Origin of the sequence: Pseudomonas sp. LF-5 (assembly GCF_037626295.1) — a bacterium.
Taxonomy (GTDB): Bacteria; Pseudomonadota; Gammaproteobacteria; order Pseudomonadales; family Pseudomonadaceae; genus Aquipseudomonas; species Aquipseudomonas monsensis.
Genome location: NZ_JARKMT010000001.1, coordinates 1,289,611 through 1,309,475, shown reverse-complemented (window position 1 = coordinate 1,309,475; position 19,865 = coordinate 1,289,611). Strand labels below are relative to the sequence as shown.

General features: G+C 57.3%; 4 protein-coding genes. All 4 read left to right on the top strand.

Going from position 1 to position 19,865, the window contains the following annotated elements; all coding sequences use genetic code 11:
- Window positions 1–9 precede the first annotated feature (9 nt).
- Window positions 10–10,458 carry a two-partner secretion domain-containing protein gene (locus PseuLF5_RS05830; protein ID WP_445262409.1) on the top strand — a complete coding sequence of 3,483 codons (10,449 nt, stop codon included), beginning with the start codon at window positions 10–12 and terminating at the stop codon, window positions 10,456–10,458.
- Window positions 10,459–10,461: 3 nt separating this feature from the next.
- Window positions 10,462–10,740 carry a hypothetical protein gene (locus tag PseuLF5_RS05825; RefSeq protein ID WP_222833117.1) on the top strand — a complete coding sequence of 93 codons (279 nt, stop codon included), beginning with the start codon at window positions 10,462–10,464 and terminating at the stop codon, window positions 10,738–10,740.
- 498 nt (window positions 10,741–11,238) lie between these two features.
- Window positions 11,239–19,353 carry a two-partner secretion domain-containing protein gene (locus tag PseuLF5_RS05820; RefSeq protein ID WP_340133152.1) on the top strand — a complete coding sequence of 2,705 codons (8,115 nt, stop codon included), beginning with the start codon at window positions 11,239–11,241 and terminating at the stop codon, window positions 19,351–19,353.
- Window positions 19,350–19,712, top strand: coding sequence for a hypothetical protein (locus tag PseuLF5_RS05815; protein ID WP_259194385.1), 363 nt, complete (start codon window positions 19,350–19,352; stop codon window positions 19,710–19,712). The genes PseuLF5_RS05820 and PseuLF5_RS05815 overlap by 4 nt, the downstream gene beginning before the upstream one ends.
- Window positions 19,713–19,865 lie beyond the last annotated feature (153 nt).

Here is a 19,865-nt window from a genome sequence, read left to right as displayed (position 1 = left end):
AACACCGACATGGACGTTCGCCAGTTTACATTTCTTGCGCTCCAACCTTCTGCGGCTGTAAAAGACCGCGAACGTTTTTTGGGCATGCCCAAACGTGGGGTGGCGTTTCTGCTGGCCAATGTCATGTTCTGGCAACCGATGTGGGCGCAGGCTGACGGTATTGTCGTCGCCAACCCGAATACCTCGCTGGACCGCGCCGGCAACGGTGTGCCGATCATCAACATCGCCACGCCCAATGCCAGCGGTCTGTCGCATAACCAGTTCCACGACTACAACGTCGGTGCGCAGGGGCTGATCCTCAACAACGGCTCGACGCAGAATAATCTGACCCAGCTGGGCGGCCACATCATCGACAACCCGAACCTGAAGAACAGCGGTTCGGCGCAGGCGATTCTCAACGAAGTCATCAGTGGCAACCCGAGCCAGTTGCGCGGTTACACCGAAGTGGCGGGGCAGTCGGCGCGGGTGATCGTCGCCAACCCTTATGGCATTACCTGTAATGGTTGCGGTTTTATCAACTCGCCGCGTGTGACCTTGACCACCGGCAAACCAGTGCTCGACAACGGTCGTCTGGATCGTTTTCAGGTCGATCAGGGAACTGTGGCCATCGAGGGGGCGGGGCTTAACGCGACCAACGTCGATCGTTTTGAAATCATCACGCGCAGCGCGAAGATCAATGCCGAAATTCAGGCGCAGAACCTGACGATTGTTGCCGGTCGCAACGACGTCAACGCACAAACTCTGAATGCCACCGCCCGCGCCGATGACGGTAGCGCCAAACCGCAACTGGCGATCGACTCCTCGGCACTCGGCGGCATGTATGCCGGCGCGATCAAACTGGTCGGCACCGAGGCCGGGGTCGGGGTGAAACTCGACGGCAAACTGATTGCCAGCGGCGGCGACATCCAGCTCGACGCCAACGGCCAGTTGAGCCTCGCAGAAACCTCGGCCACTGGCGCCGTCAACGTCAAGGCTGCCAGCCTCGATACCCAAAGCGCGATCTATGCAGGCACCGCGCTCAATGTGCAGACTCAAGGCAACCTGACCAACCGCCAGACCCTCGCCGCCCGCGACAGCATCAGCCTCAGCTCTGGCGGGCAACTGACCAACGCCGGCACCATCGAAGCGGGCGTTAACGCCGACGGCAGCCGTAATGCCAGCGGCGATCTGAGCCTGACCGCTCAGCATCTGGACAACACCGGCAAGAGCTTGCTCGCCAGCCGCAATCTGACGGTCAACGCTGCCATCCTGAACAACCAGAACGGTTTGCTCAGTGCAAAAAACATCGCCCTCACCGGCGGGTCTCTGGACAACCGCAGCGGTCAGATTCTTGGCGATCTCGGGTTGAATATTGATCTGAGCGCAGCGCTGGACAACCGTGATGGCGTGCTCGGTTCCGGGCGGGCGGTAGACCTCAAAGCCTCCAGTGTCGATAACCGCGATGCCGGCTCGGTGGTCAGCGATGGTGGTCTGACGCTGCGCGTCAGTGGCTTGCTCGACAATCGCAACAAGGGCGAGATCACCGCCAAAGGCGCGACGACCCTGACCGGCCAAAGGCTGGACAACAGCGGCGGCAATTTCAGCAGTCTCAATGGCTTGGTGATTACGCTTGATGATGCGCTGACCAATGCTGGCGGCGTCATCAGCAGTGAAGGTACGCTGACCCTCAACGCCGGGCGTATCGATAACAGCACCGGCAACCTGAGCAGTGCCGGCAAGCTCACGATCACCAGCGCGGGAGTATTGCTGAATCGGGCAGGTTCGATCAGCACCGATAGCCTATTGGCCGTCAACAGTGCAAGCCTGGACAACAGTCAAAAAGGCCTGATCATCAGTAAACAAAACAGCCGGATTGATACTGGCCTGTTCAACAACAGCAATGGTCAACTCCTCGGACAACAAGGCTTGACGCTACGCATGGCGCAAGCATTGAACAACGTCAAAGGTGTGATTTCCGGCGCCTCTGTGGACAGCCACAGCGCCAGTCTCGATAACCACGAAGGCCTGATCAGCAGTCGCGGCGTGTTGCTGTTGACCACCGACAAGACGTTGGATAATCAGTCGGGCACGGTGATTGCCGACGGTCAGCTCTCGCTTACGGCGGGTATTCTGGACAACCGTGGCGGCAACGTCGCCGGCAAATCGGACGTCAGCGTGCTGGCAGAGCACGCCGACAACCAGAACGGTAAGTTGATCGCCGCCGGTGTGCTCAAACTCAACGCCGGTCAACTTGATAATCGTCAAAACGGTCTGTTGGGTTCAACCAAAGCCATGACCCTGACCGTGGGTGAAATGGATAACCGTGGCGGCGAAATCAGCACCAACAGCGATCTGCTGCTCACCGGTAAAAAACTCGACAACAGCGATGGCGGCAAGCTGTTCTCCGGCAAGGCGCTGAAGCTGACCATCGATGAAGTGCTCAACCGCAACAAAGGCCTGATCGATGCGGGCACGCTCTTGACTGTGCAAGCGCGTACTCTGGCCAACAACGGCGGTGAATTGCGCAGTCAGCAAACCATGCACCTGACCGCCGACGACGCCTTCGATAACACTCAGGGCAAGGTCAGCAGTGAATCGACGTTGACGGTCGACACTGCACAGATGAACAACGTTCAGGGCAGTCTTTCCAGTGCCGCCGATTTGAAACTGGTCAGCCGTCGTGGCATCGATAACCAGGGCGGCAAGGTTGTTACTGATGGTGCACTCGTCATTGAAAGCGGCAGCCTCGACAACCGTCAGCAGGGCACGCTCAGCGGTAAAGGTGCAGTCACCGTTACCACCGGCGCATTCGATAACAGCAATGGACTGCTCAGCAGTGCCGACACCCTGAACCTCATCGCCGCTCAGGTCACCAATGCCGGTAACGGCATTATCGGTAGTCAAGGCGCTCTGACAGCTTCGGTCACAGGTCTCGATCAACAGGGCGGCAAGCTGTTCAGCAACACGCGTCTTAGCCTGGATTTGAATCACGGTCAGTTGAACAACGGCGGTTTGATCAACGCCCCCGGCGCGCTGCTGCTCAAACAACTCAACGGCGTCAACAACCAGGGCGGGACGATTTCCAGCGCGGAAGCCTTCACGCTGACCGCGCAAAGTCTGGATAACGGCAACGGCAATCTTTTGAGCAATCAGGGCCTGACTCTGCGCATTGCCGCAGCACTGGATAACGTCAAGGGCATGATCGGCGCCGCTTCCATTGATGTCCGCGCGGGAAGCGTGAACAACGGCGGTGGTGGCCTGGTCAGTCGAGGCGATCTGGACATCACCGTCGACGGCCAACTGCATAACGACGCCAGAGGGTTGATCAGCGCTGCACAAACGCTGCACATCGACAGTGCCGAGCTCAATAACCGCAACAGTGGTTTGATCAACAGCAAAGGCAACCTGACGCTGAAGGCGACCGGTCTTGACTCCAGCAACGATGGCGAAGTCTCCGCCAACGGTGACGTTGATCTGACACTGACCTCGTTGACCCAGAACGGTGGGCGACTGCTGAGTGACAAATCGCTCACCGTGGATCTGGCCAACGGCGACCTCGACAACCAGAACGGTCTGCTCACCGCCAAAGGCCCGCTGACCCTCAAGCGCCTGCGCGATCTGAGTAACCAGAACGGCGAAGTCTCCAGCAACCTCGGTTTTGACCTCATCGCCCGAACGATAAACAACAGCGCCGGTAAAATCATCAGCGGTGAAAAGCTGCTGGTACGGGGCACCGGACTGATCAACCAGAAAGGCCTGCTCTCCGGCTGGCAAGGGCTCACGGTCAGCGGCGACAGCCTCGATAACCGCGACAGCGGCACGCTATCCAGCAAGTTCGCCGATGTCACTGTTGATCTCAAGGGGGCGCTACTCAACAGCGGCGCGGGTGCCGTGGTCGCTCAGGGCAATCTGAGCGTCAATGCTGGCAGCGTCGATAACAGCGACAAGGGCAACCTTAGCAGTGGAGCAGGGCAGACCCTGACGCTGGCCGGTGCGCTTAATAACAATCAGGGCGGCCTGATTGCCAGTGGTGCGGCGCTGGATATCGTCAGCACCGCGTTCAGCAATATCGGCGGCGTGATCAATGCAGAGCAGGTCTTCAACGCCACCGCATCGAGCCTCGACAACCGTGGTGGACAGATCGCCAGCAACGATGCAATCACCCTCAACCTGAGCGGTGAGCTGAACAACAACACCGGTAAACTCGCGGCTGCCGGCCCGCTGCTGATCAAGGGTGTAACCGATCTGCATAACCAGAACGGTCAGCTCGCCAGCCAGAAAAATCTGGACCTGCGTACCGGCTCGCTGGACAACAGCAACAAGGGCACCGTCGCCGCCAATAACCAATTACTGATCACCGCCTCGGGCGCCGTCAGCAACAATGCCGACGGCCTGATCTACAGTAAAAGTGCCGATGTGCAACTGCACGCGGCCAGGCTGCTTAACGGCAAAGGCTCGATCCAGAGCGACAGCGCGCTGACTCTGGAAATCAGCGGCGATTTCGACAACCATAGCGGCAAAGTCATCGCCCAGACCGGTGATGTGCTGATCAAGGCAGCCAACATTGATAACCGTGGCGGTACGCTCGCCAGCATCAAGGGTGCACTGGAAGCGCGCACGGTTGGCGTCCTGCGCAATGGTTTCGACCTGAACAACAACCGTCAGGGTGGCATCATTCAGGCGCAGAGCCTGACGCTGTCGGCATTGGCGGGCCTCAACAACAGCGGCGGGCGGATCTCGGCGCAAGCGGCAGACAGCAGCATCACCACGGCAGCGCTGGATAACAGCGCTGGTGTGCTTTACGCGAAAGGGCTGCTGGGTGTTACCGGCGCGAGCCTGGACAACAGTGGCGGACAGATTGCCGCCGAGCGTATCGACTTCGGCCTCAGTGGTGCGCTGCGCAACGGCGCGGGCGTCATCGAAAGCAACAGCCAACTGAGTGTCAAAGCCAGCGCGGTTGAAAACCAGAACGGTCGCCTGCGCTCGCTGGGCACCACCGGCAAGACCGAGTTTCAGCTCGGCGGCTTGCTCGACAACCGCAATGGCGTACTGGAAACCGCCAACACTGACATGACCCTGGCGGTCGGTAGCTTCCTCAACAGCGGCGGGCAGCTCAACCACGTTGGGCGCGGCAAGTTCGATATCTCCACAGCCAATGTGCTGGGCGCGGGTGGCAGCATCGTCACCGGTGGGCTGCTGGAACTCAATGCCGATAGCTGGAACAACACCAGCGCGATTCAGGCCGGTCGCCTGAACGTGAACGTGCGCGAATTCAGCCAGAGCGCCAGCGGCAAACTGCTGGCTTCGGAGTCTTTGCAGGCCCGGGGCGGCAACTGGACCAACAACGGACTCATCGCCAGTGATGGCTCCATCGATATGCAGTTGGGCGGTGTTTATGCGGGCACCGGCCGCTTGACCAGCCTGCGTGGCAGCGAACTGACCGTCGCACAGATGAACATTGGTGCAGGCGGCAGTTTCGCTGCAGGCGCGACATCGACCCTCCGCGTCGGCGGGCAATTGCTCAACTCGGGACGCATATCCTCTAGCGAAGACCTGACCGTCAACGCCGGCAGCGTTGTCAACTACGGCAGCCTGGGTGCAGCGCAGAACCTGTCCATCAGCACGCCATCGTTGCTCAACGATCGCGGGCTGATTTTCAGTGGCAATGACATGACCCTCAGCGTCGGCAATCTCACTAACCAGAACGGTGATTTCTACGGGCTGGGAAACGTGACCATAAAGGGTTACGGCACCGCGCAAGCCAGCCAGGTGTTGAACCTGTCAGGTTCGATGGAGAGCGGCAAAACCTTCAAGATCGACGCTGCCAACTTCGCCAACCGCACGTCAGGTGACGACGGTACCCAAAACTTTGCCCTGAATCGCAAGCTGGTTTCCGGGTTTATCGCCGTTCAGTGTGGCGATTGTTCGGGCGGCACTTACGACGTCAATCTCATTGCTCGTGAAGTCTTCGAGGGTGGTCAGGACAACGACACCACGGCCTCTTCCTTGCTGACTGCCGGTGGCGATTTCGTCTTCAACGGCGGTGAGTTCCTCAACAGCAAAAGTACGCTCAGCGCTTCCGGCAACATCACCATCAATGCCAATAACCTGAGGAACGTTGGCGCGGTCAGCGGCAGCATCGAGCGCACCCGTACCTACCGTACTGGTGCAATTGACTCTGGCTCTTTCAATGTCTTCATGCCTGAGGTGATTGGCTACAACCAGCGCAATAACCCGGACTTTCCGAACGTCTATTACATCGACGGCAGCGGGAATTTTGCCCAAGGTGTCGTTTCATCGGCGAAAGGGCGAGAGCCTGGCCATGATGGCGGCACGACCTATGTCGTCGAAATCAAGGATACGGTAACCAACAAGTCCGTCTCCTCCTTGACCCTGTCCGGATATTCGTGGGGAAACACCAGTCCTCAATCCCAATACGACCCCAACAACCTCGTGGAAATGCCCACCAGATTGCAGGGGTTCACGCTGACCGATGATAAAGAGCGTCCCTTGGACGGCGCGAACACTGCTGCCGGTCGCAATGCGGTTATCCAGGCAGGCGGCAAAGTCGCGATCACGGCCACTCGGACCATTGAAAACGCCGTTATCCATGAGGACTACGGCTCAACTGGCGGAACCAACAAAGTTGCCGACACCAAAGTCGGCAGCAGTGGCACCACGGTTATCCGTATCAATAGCCAGCTGCCACCAGACCTCGCGCAGCAGCAAGTCAATCCGCTGAGTTTGCCGGGCTTCTCCCTGCCCACCGGTGAAAACGGCCTGTTTCGTTTGAGCGGGCAGGGCAGCAGCACCGCCTCGTCCGGCAACGGCCCAGCGCCGACCTGGACTGTCGGCGGTGGCGCGATCAGTGCTCAGGACCATGTGGCCGTCGCGACCACTGGCGGCCCGCGCAATCTGTTTATTGACGCGCCGGCTCAGGTCTCCGACAGCACCCGCGCAGTCGATACATTCCGTCGCACGCCGAGCGTTGGCAGCGACGCCAAAGACTCGATCGACAACCGCCCGGTGACCCGCGTCAACGGTCTGCCGGACACCAAGGCGCCGTCCAACGCGCACAAATACCTGATCGAAACCAACCCGGTGCTGACCGACCTCAAGTCGTTCATGAGCTCCGACTACCTACTGGAAAAACTCGGCTATGACCCCGACCAGAGCGCCAAACGCCTGGGCGACGGTCTCTACGAACAGCGCCTGATTCAGCAAGCCGTCACCGCCCGCACCGGCCAGGCTTTCCTTGATGGCCAGACCTCCAACGAGGGCATGTTCAAGTACCTGATGAACAACGCCATCGCCAGCAAGGACGCGCTCAATCTGTCGGTCGGCGTCGGCCTCACGTCGCAGCAAGTCGCGGCACTGACCCACGACATCGTCTGGCTCGAAGAGCACGAAGTGAATGGCGAAAAAGTGCTGGTGCCGGTGGTATATCTGGCCCAGGCCAATGGCCGTCTCGGCCCGACCGGGGCGTTGATTGCCGGTAATGATGTGACGCTGATCGCGGGTGAAAACCTCGATAACGTCGGTACGTTGAAGGCGACGAATAATCTGTTGGCGACGGCGGGTAAGGATCTGGTCAACAGCGGGTTGATTGAGGCAGGTAATCGTCTGGATCTATTGGCGACCAATGACATCGTCAACAAGTCTGGAGGGATTATTACAGGTCGCGATGTCAGCCTGACCACCCTCAAAGGGGACGTGCTTAACACCCGGACGATAACGACTTCTGCCAATGCCACCCGATTTGGCATTCAGATGCATGACTATGCCGATAACGCTGCAAGAATCGAAGCCTCGAATAACCTTACTGTTAAAGCTGCTCAGGACATCAACACTCTTGGTGGTGTCATGCAAAGTGGTCGCGACATGGTGCTGAATGCCGCTCGTGACTTGAATATATCCTCGGTGCAAGTATCCAATAGTGTTTACCAGGACGCGAAGCACAACAGCAGCGATGTGACCCAATTGGGCGCTGAAATTGATGCTGGAGGCGATTTCAAAGCTGATGCCAAACGCGATATCAATGTCATTGCCAGTCAAATCGATGCCAAACGTGATGTGACGATGAAGGCAGTCGGCGATATCGTCATCACGTCGGCTGCGGATGAAGAACACTCACTGTCCAAAAACAAAAAGGTCACCCGTCAGGAGGATCATGTCAGCCAGGTCATGTCCGGGATTTCGGCAGGTGGCGACGTCAAGCTGGACGCAGGCAATGACCTCAGTGTGATCTCCAGTCGGGTTACCGCAGGTGACGAAGCCTATTTGGCAGCAGGCGACAAACTCGAAATACTTGCATTGCAAGACTCTGACTATTCGCTCTATGACAAGAAGAAAAAGGGTAGTTTCGGCAAGCTTCAAACCAAACGTGACGAAGTGACCAAGAATACTCATATTGGCAGCGAAATCTCGGCTGGAGGTGACCTGACCCTGAAAAGCAAGGGCGACCAGCTGTATCAAGTGGCGGAACTTGAAAGTGGCAAGAACATCATTCTGGACAGCGGTGGCTCCATTACATTTGAAGGTGTGAAAGACCTGCATCAGGAAAGCCACGAGAAAACCAACAATAACGCGGCATGGGTGTCATCGAAAGGTAAGGGTAATACCGATGAAACGCTGCGTCAGACCCATATGACGGCAGGCGGGATAATCACGATCAAAGCAGTTGAAGGACTGAAGATCGATATCAAGGACGTCAACCAGCAATCCGTTAGTCAAACCATCGACACAATGGTCAAGGCTGATCCGCAACTGGCCTGGTTGAAAGATGCTGAAGCACGGGGTGACGTCGACTGGCGGCTGGTCAAAGAAATTCACGAGTCGTTCAAATACGACAATTCAGGTCTCGGTCCGGCTTCGCAAATGATCATCGCGATCGTCATGGCCGCAGTGGTTGGACCGGCGGTTCTCGGTGCCTTGAGCGGAACAGTTGGAACGGCTTGGGCAGCTGGTATTGCTGCCGTTGCTTCCGGTGCGGCAACAAATGCGTCGGTCAGCTTTATCAATAATGGTGGCAATCTTGGAGCGGTATTTGCTGACGTTACTTCCTCCGACGCTCTGCAGGGATACGTTATTTCCGGTCTCACCGCAGGGTTGACCTCTGCCTATTTGAATGACCTGACAGGCATAAAAGTCGATCCAGTTACCAACAAAGTGATATCACCGCCATTGACCACTTGGACGGGTGTGGGGCAATTCGCTGGAAGTCAAGTATTGCAGGGCGGTACGTCTGCACTGATAACCAAGGCTCTGGGTGGCGATGCAAATGTCAGCGATGTACTGAAAACTGCGTTGTTCAATACATTGGCGGCAGTCAGTTTCAATCTTGTAGGTGATCTCACCAAAGATGTCATCGATGACGGATCTGCGACAAAGGTTGTCATTCACGCAATGGTAGGAGGGCTCCTTGCCGAGGCGACCGGAGGTGATTTTGCGACGGGTGCGCTTGCCGCCGGTGCAAACGAAGCATTGATTGGTTACCTGGATAATCTGGTTAAAGGCGATCCGAATCTCCTGACGATGAGTTCTCAAATCATTGGAGTTCTGGCCGGCTCGGTTCAAGAGAATGTCACTGCAAACACATTGGCGAATGCCGCCTGGGTCACAAAGTTTGCTACGCAGTTCAACCGTCAATTACACAAGGAAGACAAGGACCTTGCCGCACAATTGGCCGCGCGTAGTGGTGGCAAATACACGGTTGAGCAGATTGAAGCACAACTGCGACTGTCTTCCGTCAATGGTACGAATATCACTGGTGGAACAGACATCGTTGTGCCAAGTTCGGGGATCTACGATACCGGTGGCAATTGGGTTGATTTGGGCAATGGCATGTATTTGCAGAACTTTGCACCTGCTGATAGAGACATTATTGCCTTTATCAAAGAAAGTACTGGTGCGTACAGTTGGGCACTGACGGCCGAGACAGGATTCGGCTCTTTGAACGACAAGCATGATTGGACGAAGACGCCTAACGGACCGGGTAAAAGAGATCCATTGACAGGTTACCCAATGGATGAAAAAGGCGGATATAGAGTACCTATTGTAATAGACGGCAACGCCTACACCCCGCGCTATTATTCCTGTGCAAGTACCGATTGCCTTACGGCGGGGGCGAACCTCGACTTTGGAGATGCAGCAACCCTTCAGTGGATACGCGCCGCCAATATCGACGCATTGAGCAATGCCGGCTGGTTCATGGGCGCTGCGTCAGTCCCGGCGGCAGGTTTGACGGCCACGCTGCTGTCTAACGGATCGACTCTGGTAGGATTGTTATCAGGCTATTTAAAGGGGCCAGAGGATTTTAATAAGTCGTTGACTAGTGCCGGGTTGAGTGCCGGTTTCGAAAAATTTGCTGTCGCCAGTGGTTTATCGAAAGAGGTAGCCAGCAAGGCATCGAATACTATTGGTATGACCGGTGCGTGGGACAGGCTTGCAGACAAGACGCTCGGCTTTTTTAAGGACTAGTGAATGTTGAGTGAACTAAAACGCTACAAACACGCAATTGGCCTGACATTATTGGTGGTTGCATTGGTTGCTGGCTTTTTACGGTTCAATGGGGACCGGGAGCGTTTCTTTGCGATGGTCTTGGGGCAGATATGGTTTGGTCAAGCGGTCTACAATTACTTACGCGATGGTTGGGTCACTATTGGACCGGGAGGAATGGCTCCCGAAGATAATCCAATGCACCGCGCGGTGTTGGCGGGAGTAGCGATGTTTTTATATGTGCTTGTTTTTTTTCTCTTCTAAAGACAAAGCGAATAGGTGGTTTGTCCCTGAGGGATCCCCACAAATCTACTCCAGGCTCTGCGCCTGATGATGCACCTCATCACGCAGAGCTTTCTCCAATGTTTCCCGGTCTCCGCTGCCTCCAAACTCTGTGCATCTACGCCAATACTCGAGGCCCAGTCGCCACAAGGAAAAAAATGGTGACAGACCACGTTTAAAAATGTGGCCTGCCCCCATTTTTCCAGAATTTATTGAGCCGAACGCAACGTTCGGCAGGCAGCCCATTCGGATCAGGCATCGCGAAAAACAAGCCTCATCCATTGTTTGACGCCAGAATTATGCCTCTCTACAATAGTGCCACTATATTGATATCGCTTCTTCGTCGCGCCTAGCCCGCCTGCCGTCGACGTGACATTCGCTAATTTCCTTAACGATCGCATCCGCTGACATCGTCTGCCTTGCCGGTCGGTTTTTGCGTGGATTTCCTCCCCCGACCGTTGCCCGCCCCGAGATTCTGATATGGACGTCCTTCAACTGGCTCTTCTGGCCAGTCAGCCTTCTGCTGCCGAAAAAAACCACGAACGTTTCCTGGGCATGCCTAAACGCGGACTCGCGTTCCTGCTGGCGAACGTCATGTTCTGGCAACCGATGTGGGCGCAGGCGGATGGCATCGTGGTCAATGCGCCGGGCACCAGCCTGGATCGCGCGGGCAATGGCGTGCCGATCGTCAACATCGCCGCGCCCAACGCCAGCGGGCTGTCGCACAATCAGTTTCACGATTACAACGTCGGCGCGCAGGGCGTCATCCTCAACAACGCCACCGCGCGCACGCAACTGACGCAACTGGGCGGGATCATTCTCGGCAACCAGAATCTGCGTGGAGCGGCGGCGCAAGCCATCCTCAACGAAGTCAACGGCGGCAGCCCGAGCCAGTTGCGCGGTTACACCGAAGTGGCGGGGCAGTCGGCGCGGGTCATCGTCGCCAACCCTTACGGCATCAGTTGCAACGGGTGCGGTTTCATCAACACCCCGCGCGTGACGCTGACCACCGGTAAACCGGTGCTCGACAACGGTCGGCTGGATCATTTTCAGGTGGATCAGGGCAGCATCTCCATCGATGGTGTCGGCCTCGATGCGAACAGCGTCGACAGCTTCGAAATCATCACCCGCAGTGCGCAGATCAACGCGCAGATCCACGCCAAGAACCTCAACATCACCACCGGCCGCAACGACGTCAACGCTGACACTCTCGCTGCCACCGCGCGCGCCGACGACGGCAGCGCCAAACCACAACTGGCCATCGACTCCTCGGCGCTCGGCGGCATGTATGCCGGTGCGATCAAACTGGTAGGCACCGAGCAGGGCGTCGGCGTGAAACTGGCGGGCGATCTCGCGGCCAGTGCCGGTGATATCCAGATCGACGCCAGTGGCCAGTTGAGCATGGCCAAGGTCACGGCGAGCAACGCCGTCGCCATCAAAGCGAAAAGCCTCGATGCTCAAGGGCCGGTGTACGCCGGCACGCAACTGAACGTGCAAACCGCCGAGCAACTGATCAACCGCCAAAGCCTGGCCGCCCGCGACAGCGTCAGCCTGAGCAGCGGCGGCAAGCTGACCAACAATGGCGTGATCGAAGCCGGGGTGAATGCCGACAACAGTCGCAATGCCACCGGTGATCTGGCCATCAACAGCGCCGCCGTGAGCAACACTGGCAGTGTCTTGGCCAGCCGCACCCTGAATGCCACGGCAGCGACTGTGTTGGACAACCAGAACGGCATCGTCCAGGCAAAAACCGTCATCCTCAACGCTGCGCGTCTGGTCAACCAAGGAGTCAATGCACGCATTTACGGTGAGACCCGCCTGGCCTTGAGCGCTCCGGCCATCGTCAACCTCAACGGCCTGATCCGTTTTGCCGATGGGCAAGCGGCGACCTTGGTGGTCGACAGCCTGGACAACCGTCACGGGCGTATTGAAATCGCTGGTGGCAGTCTCAAGCTCAATGCCCGAGATGTGAAAAACACCGACGGCAAAATCATTGCCGGGCGCCTGGACATCGATGCCCGCCAACTCGACAACAGCAGCGGCCTGATCGGCGCCAGCCAGAGCGACGCCAAAGTGGTCGCCCGTGAGCGTCTGGACAACGGCAAAGGCAAGCTTCAGGCGAAAACCACACTGGCAGTGTCTGGCGGCGAATTGCTCAATCAGGGCGGTACGCTGGCGGCTGACCAGGTCAAGGTCACCGCGGCGCGCCTCGATAACAGCGACAAAGGTGTCATCAGTGCCGAAAACGGTACAGCCGAACTGACGCTGACGCAGGATCTGGATAACCACGACGGCAAAGTGCAGGCGTCGGAACGCCTGACGGTCGCCGCGCAGAGCATCAACAACCGCAACGCCAGCCTGACCGGCAAGACCCTTGAGGTGACCAGCGTTGGCGCGCTCGACAACGCCCAAGGCACGATTTCCTCCGCTGACACTTTGATCACCAGCGCAGACCTGGACAACAGCCAGGGTCTGATTCAAGGCACCGACCGCCTCAACCTGACCGCGCAGGATCTGCAAAACGCCAGCGGCAAACTGCTCGGTGGCGTGGTCGATGCCAACCTGCGCAATCTCACTGGCAACAATGACGGCACGATCAGCGCCGAAACCGGCCAGCTTACGCTAGTCGTCCAGCAACACCTGAACAGCGCCTTGGGTCGCTTGCAATCCAGTCAGGCTGACATCGACATTCAGGCCGGCTCGGTCGATAACCGTGGCGGTATCGTTACCGCAAAACAACTGTTGATGGTGGCGAAAGACGGCCACATCGACAACCGTGGCGGGCGCATGATCGCCGACGGTCTGGAGCTGCACGCCGCCAGCCTCGATAACAGTGACAGCGGCCTTTTGGCGGCGGGTGCCGATGGCGCGCGATTGCTCCTCACGCAAACCGCGCCGGGCCAATCGCAACTGCTCAACCACAAGGGCCGGATCCAGAGCGAGGCCGACCTGCACATCGAAAGCGATGTCGTCGATAACCGCGCCGGTGTCCTGCTCGGCAAAACCATCGACATCAACGCCACGCAACTTAGCAACAATGAAAAGGGCGGCATCGTCGGCAACGGCGGTGATGTTGTCCTCAACATTGCCGGTGTGTTCAGCAACCTGACCGGTGTGGTCGATGCCGGTGATCAGCGTCTGCTGCTCGATCAGCTCACTTCGCTGGACAACCGTGGCGGCACCCTGCAAGGCAAGCGTCTGGACATCACCAGCGCGGCGATCAATAACAGCGCGGTCGGACAAATCATCGCTGGCAGCGACGGCCTGAAAATCACCGGCAAGACCCTGCTCAATCAGCAGGGCATCATCCTCGCCAACGGCAGCCACGCCGAACTGGCGCTGGGTACCGGCAGTCTGCAGAACCAGGGCGGCACCCTGCAAGCCGACTCGCTGAATATCACCAGCGCCGACCTCGACAACAGCGCAGTCAACGGTAAGGCCGGGCTGATTTCCAGCCTGATCGATGACCTGACGCTGACCGTAACCCGTCTGACCAACCGCGCCGGCAAACTGTTCGGCAAGGATCAGCTGATCATCACCGGCACCAGCCTGGACAACACCGGCGGCGAGATCAGTGGCAATCAACTGGGCCTCGAAGCGGTCGGGCAGATTCTCAATCAGGGCGGCCTGATCGAATCGACCACCAGCCTCAAACTCACTGCCGGCGGCTTGGATAACAGCGCTGGCGGCCAGATCCGTGCGCTAGGTGGCGCCGCAAGTCAGATCAAACTGACCGGGAACCTGAACAATCAGAGCGGCGTGATCGAAATCGGCAGCCAGGACTTGGTGCTGTCCGGCGCGCAACTGAATAACCTCAGCGGCAACGTGCGCCACGCGGCGCAGGGTCTGTTCGATCTGGATCTGAGCCAACTGACCGGCACCCAAGGCAGCCTCACCGGTCTGGGCAAGGGCGTGTGGGATGTCGGCGCGGTCAATGGCGTCGGCACTTGGCAGCTCAACGGCGGGCTGACTTACACCAGCGCGCAGGACCTGACGCTCAACGCCGGCGACCGGATCGCCAGTGCTTCGACACTGAATCTGAATGTCGCCAACCTGAACAACGCCGGGCAATTGGCGAGCGACGGTGACCTGACCCTGAACCTGGGCGGCAATCTGCTCAACAGCGGTAAAGTCTCGGCGCAGCAGAAACTCACGATCAACGCCAACGACGTGATTCAACAGGACGGTCGACTGGTCAGCGGTGGCGATACCGTCATGACCCTGCGCGGCACGCTGGATAACCTCGGCCGCTTGATCGCCAACCAGAACCTCACGGTGACGGCGGCGCAGATCAATAACAAAGGCACCCTCGGTGCCCAAGGCAACCTCGAATTCACCGCTTCCAACGGCATTTACAACGGCGCCGATACGCTGCTGTTCAGCGGCGGCACCATGAAGCTGCACGGCAACAGCCTGAACAACTTCTATGGCGACATCTACAGCCGCGGCAACCTGACATTCGATGCGGTCGGTGGTGGTCGTGCTGCAGTCTTCAGCAACCTGTCGGGCACCGTCGAAGGCGAGGGTGATATCGACATCAACTCGGTCTCGGTGGAAAACGCCAAAGCGGAATTCGAGATGACCTCAGGGCAGTCGTCCGGCAGCCTCAGCTGGGTCTGCGGTCAGCATTGCGGCGGCGGTGACGGCTGGAAACGCGGCTACATCACCATCACCACCGACTTCGACGACCGGGTCCTCAAAGACTCCCGTGCGGCGCGTTTCGTCGCCGGCAAGAACTTCACCATTCACGCCAATCAGGTGGAAAACCGTTACAGCCTGCTGGCAGCAAATGGTGATCTGAGCATTACGGCCGACAGCCTGCTGAACAAAGGCGCGGTGTCGCGTTCGGGCCATCGCGTGGTGCAGATCGGCACGCCGGGGCACATCGACAACAGCCTGTGGGATCAGATGGAGTTCATCGATATCCCGGCCTTCAACGCGGCGACTGCGGCGGGCAATTTCGATGAAGCTCGTTTCGAAGAACTGGTCAGCCGCTCCAGCGATTCGCGCTTTGCTCAAACCAGCGACGTCACCACATGGAATGACAACGGCAACAACGTTTACGCGGCGGTGCTCCAGGCCGGGGGCAAGGTCAAGCTGGATGTGACCAACAGCATTCAGAACGGCACGTTGTACGAGAACACTTATGGCCAACTGACCGGCTCGTTGTCCAGCGACCAGACCGATGCGGTCGGTGGCATCAACATCAATCTGGGCAAGCGCAGCACCGATGCCAATGTCCAGGCACCGACCGCCGTGACTCGCATCGAGCATGTCGATGCCGACGGCGTGAAGCAGATCAGCTTTGTTCCGGTCGACTTCAAAGGTGTGCCGTTTGCGGCGGTTGATCCGACGGCGTCTTCGACGTTCCGTCTGCCGAAAGGCCCATACGGCATGTTCGTGCAGAGCAGCAATCCACAGAGCCGTTACCTGATCGAGACCAACCCGGAGCTGACCCAGACCACGGCGTTCATGAGTTCCGACTACCTGCTCGGCAAACTCAATTTCAGCGCCGATGAAACCGCGCGCCGCCTCGGCGATGGCCGCTATGAATCGCGCCTGATCAGCGACGCCGTCATGGCCCAGACCGGTCAGCGTTTCCTTGCTGGCGGCCTGGAGAATGACTACGAGCAGTTCCGTTACCTGATGGATAACGCGCTCGCCAGCAAGAACGAACTGAACCTGTCGGTCGGCGTCAGCCTGACTTCTGAACAGGTCGCTGCACTGACCCACGACATCGTCTGGATGGAAGAGCGCATCGTCGACGGCCAGAAAGTGCTGGTGCCGGTGCTGTATCTGGCCCAGGCCGAATCGCGCAACGTGCGCGGCGGCAGCCTGATTCAGGGCCGTGATCTGGAACTGCTCGCCGGCAATGATCTGGTCAACGTCGGAACCTTGAGCGCCAGCAAAGACGTCTCCGTCGACGTCAAGGGCAGCCTCTATCAGGGCGGTCTGGTCGAAGCCAATGAGCGCATCAAGCTGATGGCCACCGACAGCATTCGCAACGCACTGGCCGGCGAAATCCGTGGCAACCAGGTCGAACTGACCAGCCTCAAGGGCGACATCGTCAACGATCGCACCGCCATTGCCGTGCGCGACGGCAACGGCATGCGCACCCTCGTCGATGAGGGCGGCAACATCACTGCGCGCGACAGCCTGACCATTAAGTCCGGCAACGATCTGGTCAATTCGTCCTCAATCAGCAGCGGCGGCGACGCCAGCCTGAGCGCCACCCGCGACATCAACCTGCTGGCGACGCGCAACGAAAACGAACTGCACGAAGTGTTCAATGGCGGCCATCGCTCCGTCATCACCACCACCGTGGAAAACCTTGCGTCGACGGTGAAAAGCGGTGGCAACTTGAAGCTCGACGCCGGCCGTGACATCAACGTCGTCGCCAGCACCGCCGAAGCCAAAGGCAACCTCAACGCCGACGCCAAGCGCGACATTTACATGTCCTCGGCCGGCGACGAAAACAATGTCGAAACCCACAGCAAAGACGGCAAGAAACGCGTCCACGAAGAAGACAACCACACCGTTCAGAAAACCGCTGAATTCATCGCTGGAGGCGACGTAAAAACCAGTTCCGGCCGCGACACCACACTGGTTGCGAGCAAGATCAGCGCAGGCAATGAAGCCTACGTCTACGCCGGCAATGATCTGAACCTGCTGGCCGCGCAGAACAAGGACTATTCCCTCTATGACATGAAAGAGAAGGGTGGTTTTGGCAACCTGAAACTGCAACGCGACGAAGTCACCGACACCACCTACGTCGGCAGCGAAATCAAGACCGGCGGCAACCTCTCACTGGTCAGCAAGGGCGACCAGCGCTACCAGGTCGCCAAGCTCGACAGCGGGAAAGACATCGTCCTCGACAGCGGTGGTTCCATCACCTTCGAAGGGGTGAAGGATCTGCATGATGAGAGCCACACCAAAACCAACAACAACGCCGCGTGGGTCTCGGCGAAGGGTCGCGGCAACACCGACGAAACCCTGCGTCAGACGCAGATGATTGCCAAGGGCAACATCATCATCAAAGCGGTCGATGGGCTGAAGATCGATATCAAGGATGTCAATCAGGAGTCCGTGAGCCAGACGATCGACACGATGGTCAAGGCCGATCCGCAACTGGCGTGGTTGAAGGACGCCGAGGCGCGGGGCGATGTGGATTGGCGGCGCGTGAAGGAGATTCACGAGTCGTTCAAGTATGAGAATTCGGGGGTTGGTCCGGCGGCACAAATCGCTATCGCGATCATGATGTCGTTCGTAATGGGACCGGGTGGGTTGGCTCTGGTCAGCGGAGGCTTCACCGGTGTCGTTGCTACCAGTCTGGCGACGACGGCTGTAACCAGCACCATCAGTAACAAAGGCAATCTGGGTGCTGCCTTCAAAGAAACATTCAGTGCCGACAGCCTGAAGGGTGCAGCCATCGCCGGATTCACGGCGGGCATGCTCGATTACGCGGATGCCAACTGGTTTGCGGCTGGAAACAGCAAAACGGCGAGCATCTTAACCAGCAGCAATTTTACCGACGTCGCGATCCGCACTACAGGACGTGCTGCCATTTCCAGTGGCATCTCCACGACCATCGGCGGCGGTAGCTTTGCTGATAACTTCGGATCTGCGTTGCTGGGAGAAGCGGGCAATGTCGCCATGGCGACCGGATTCAACTGGGTTGGTGACAAAACAATCAAGTTCCCGAATGGGAGCATTGAGAAGGTTGTTGCACATGCTCTGATGGGCGGTTTGATTTCTCAGGCGATGGGGGAAGATTTTGCGACCGGGGCGGCGGCGGCAGGGCTTAACGAAGCGGCGATGAATGCGCTAATTTTCATGGCTGATGGCAACCAAGAGCTTCAAAAATCCCTTTCTCAACTTACCGGGTTGGTTGGCGCTGCGGCTGTGGGTGGGGATCTCTCGTTAGGTTCAGAAATTGCGAAAAACGCAACGATATACAACGCGCAGGGTCACTCACATATAGACGAAATGCAGGGTCACAACTCCGTACAGGAAGTGGATGAAGAGTTGAGGCACACGCTCGGGGAGCATATTCCACTCCAAGAGCAGGAAGCGATGGGTGATGTTACGATTCCGATCGATCCGGGTATCAGTCCAGTTATTGCAGGTGGAATTCTTGGCGTAAAAATTCCGTCTGTTGGTGCAAAAGTGACAGCAGGTTCTGTAAAAGTTCAAGCGACGCCTAGTTTTCCAAATCAATTCCCGGATCACCCAACAGGTGTTCCAACTCTTATCTCAGATACAAAATTGGCCCAAGGTGCAGGAAAATATAACTATGTTGTTCTTGAGGATGGCCAGTTAGTAATCGGGCGAAAATTTAACGATGTGGGTGGTGGCCATATTGACCTTGCAAATGGCAAACCCGTTATTGCGGCGGGAGAGGTGAAGGTTTTGAGCGGGAAAGTTAAATATATTGACAATACCTCTGGACACTATGAGCCTTCTGGTCACGCTGCTCAGGCCGCAGCAGAAAATGCATTCTCTCAAAAAGGGTTTGATGTGGCAGGTAAATACATAGAAAAAGTCTGGGTTCCAAACCCGAGCAATCCGAGAACAGGTGCGTGGGTGCCGAAATGAGTGAAGTAATTAAGCAATTTGACATGCTTTGCGATGTGGCTATGGCTGCTTTTGGTGAAGAGTTAGAGATTTCCTATGAAATGTCTTTGTTGAATATTTTAGAGTTCGTGAAAAATAATCCAGAATATAAAGATGATTTTGTAGGTGGATTTAAAATGATATTAATGTCTAATAATTCACCATTCGAGGCTGTGGCATTTTGCATGCGAGAGCTTCAATGGCCCGAAATTAAAGAATTTGTGATTTCAAAGATGAACCCTTCACAAGATCCTCGTAGTGAGGCTCTGCGAAGCGTATTGACTGCATATGACGAATTTTGGCCCGATGCGGACATTTATCAGTACTACAGCATGAGTTAGTTGGTCCAAAAGCTACAGTTTCAGCGCCGCTGGTTTCCAAGGGACCGGACGTTACTCCTGAAATTATCCAAAAAGCTTTGCAGGGCGATTCGACTATTAGTGCACAAAATTTTGTATCGCTACCTGCCATTCAGAGATACGTTGATCGAATTC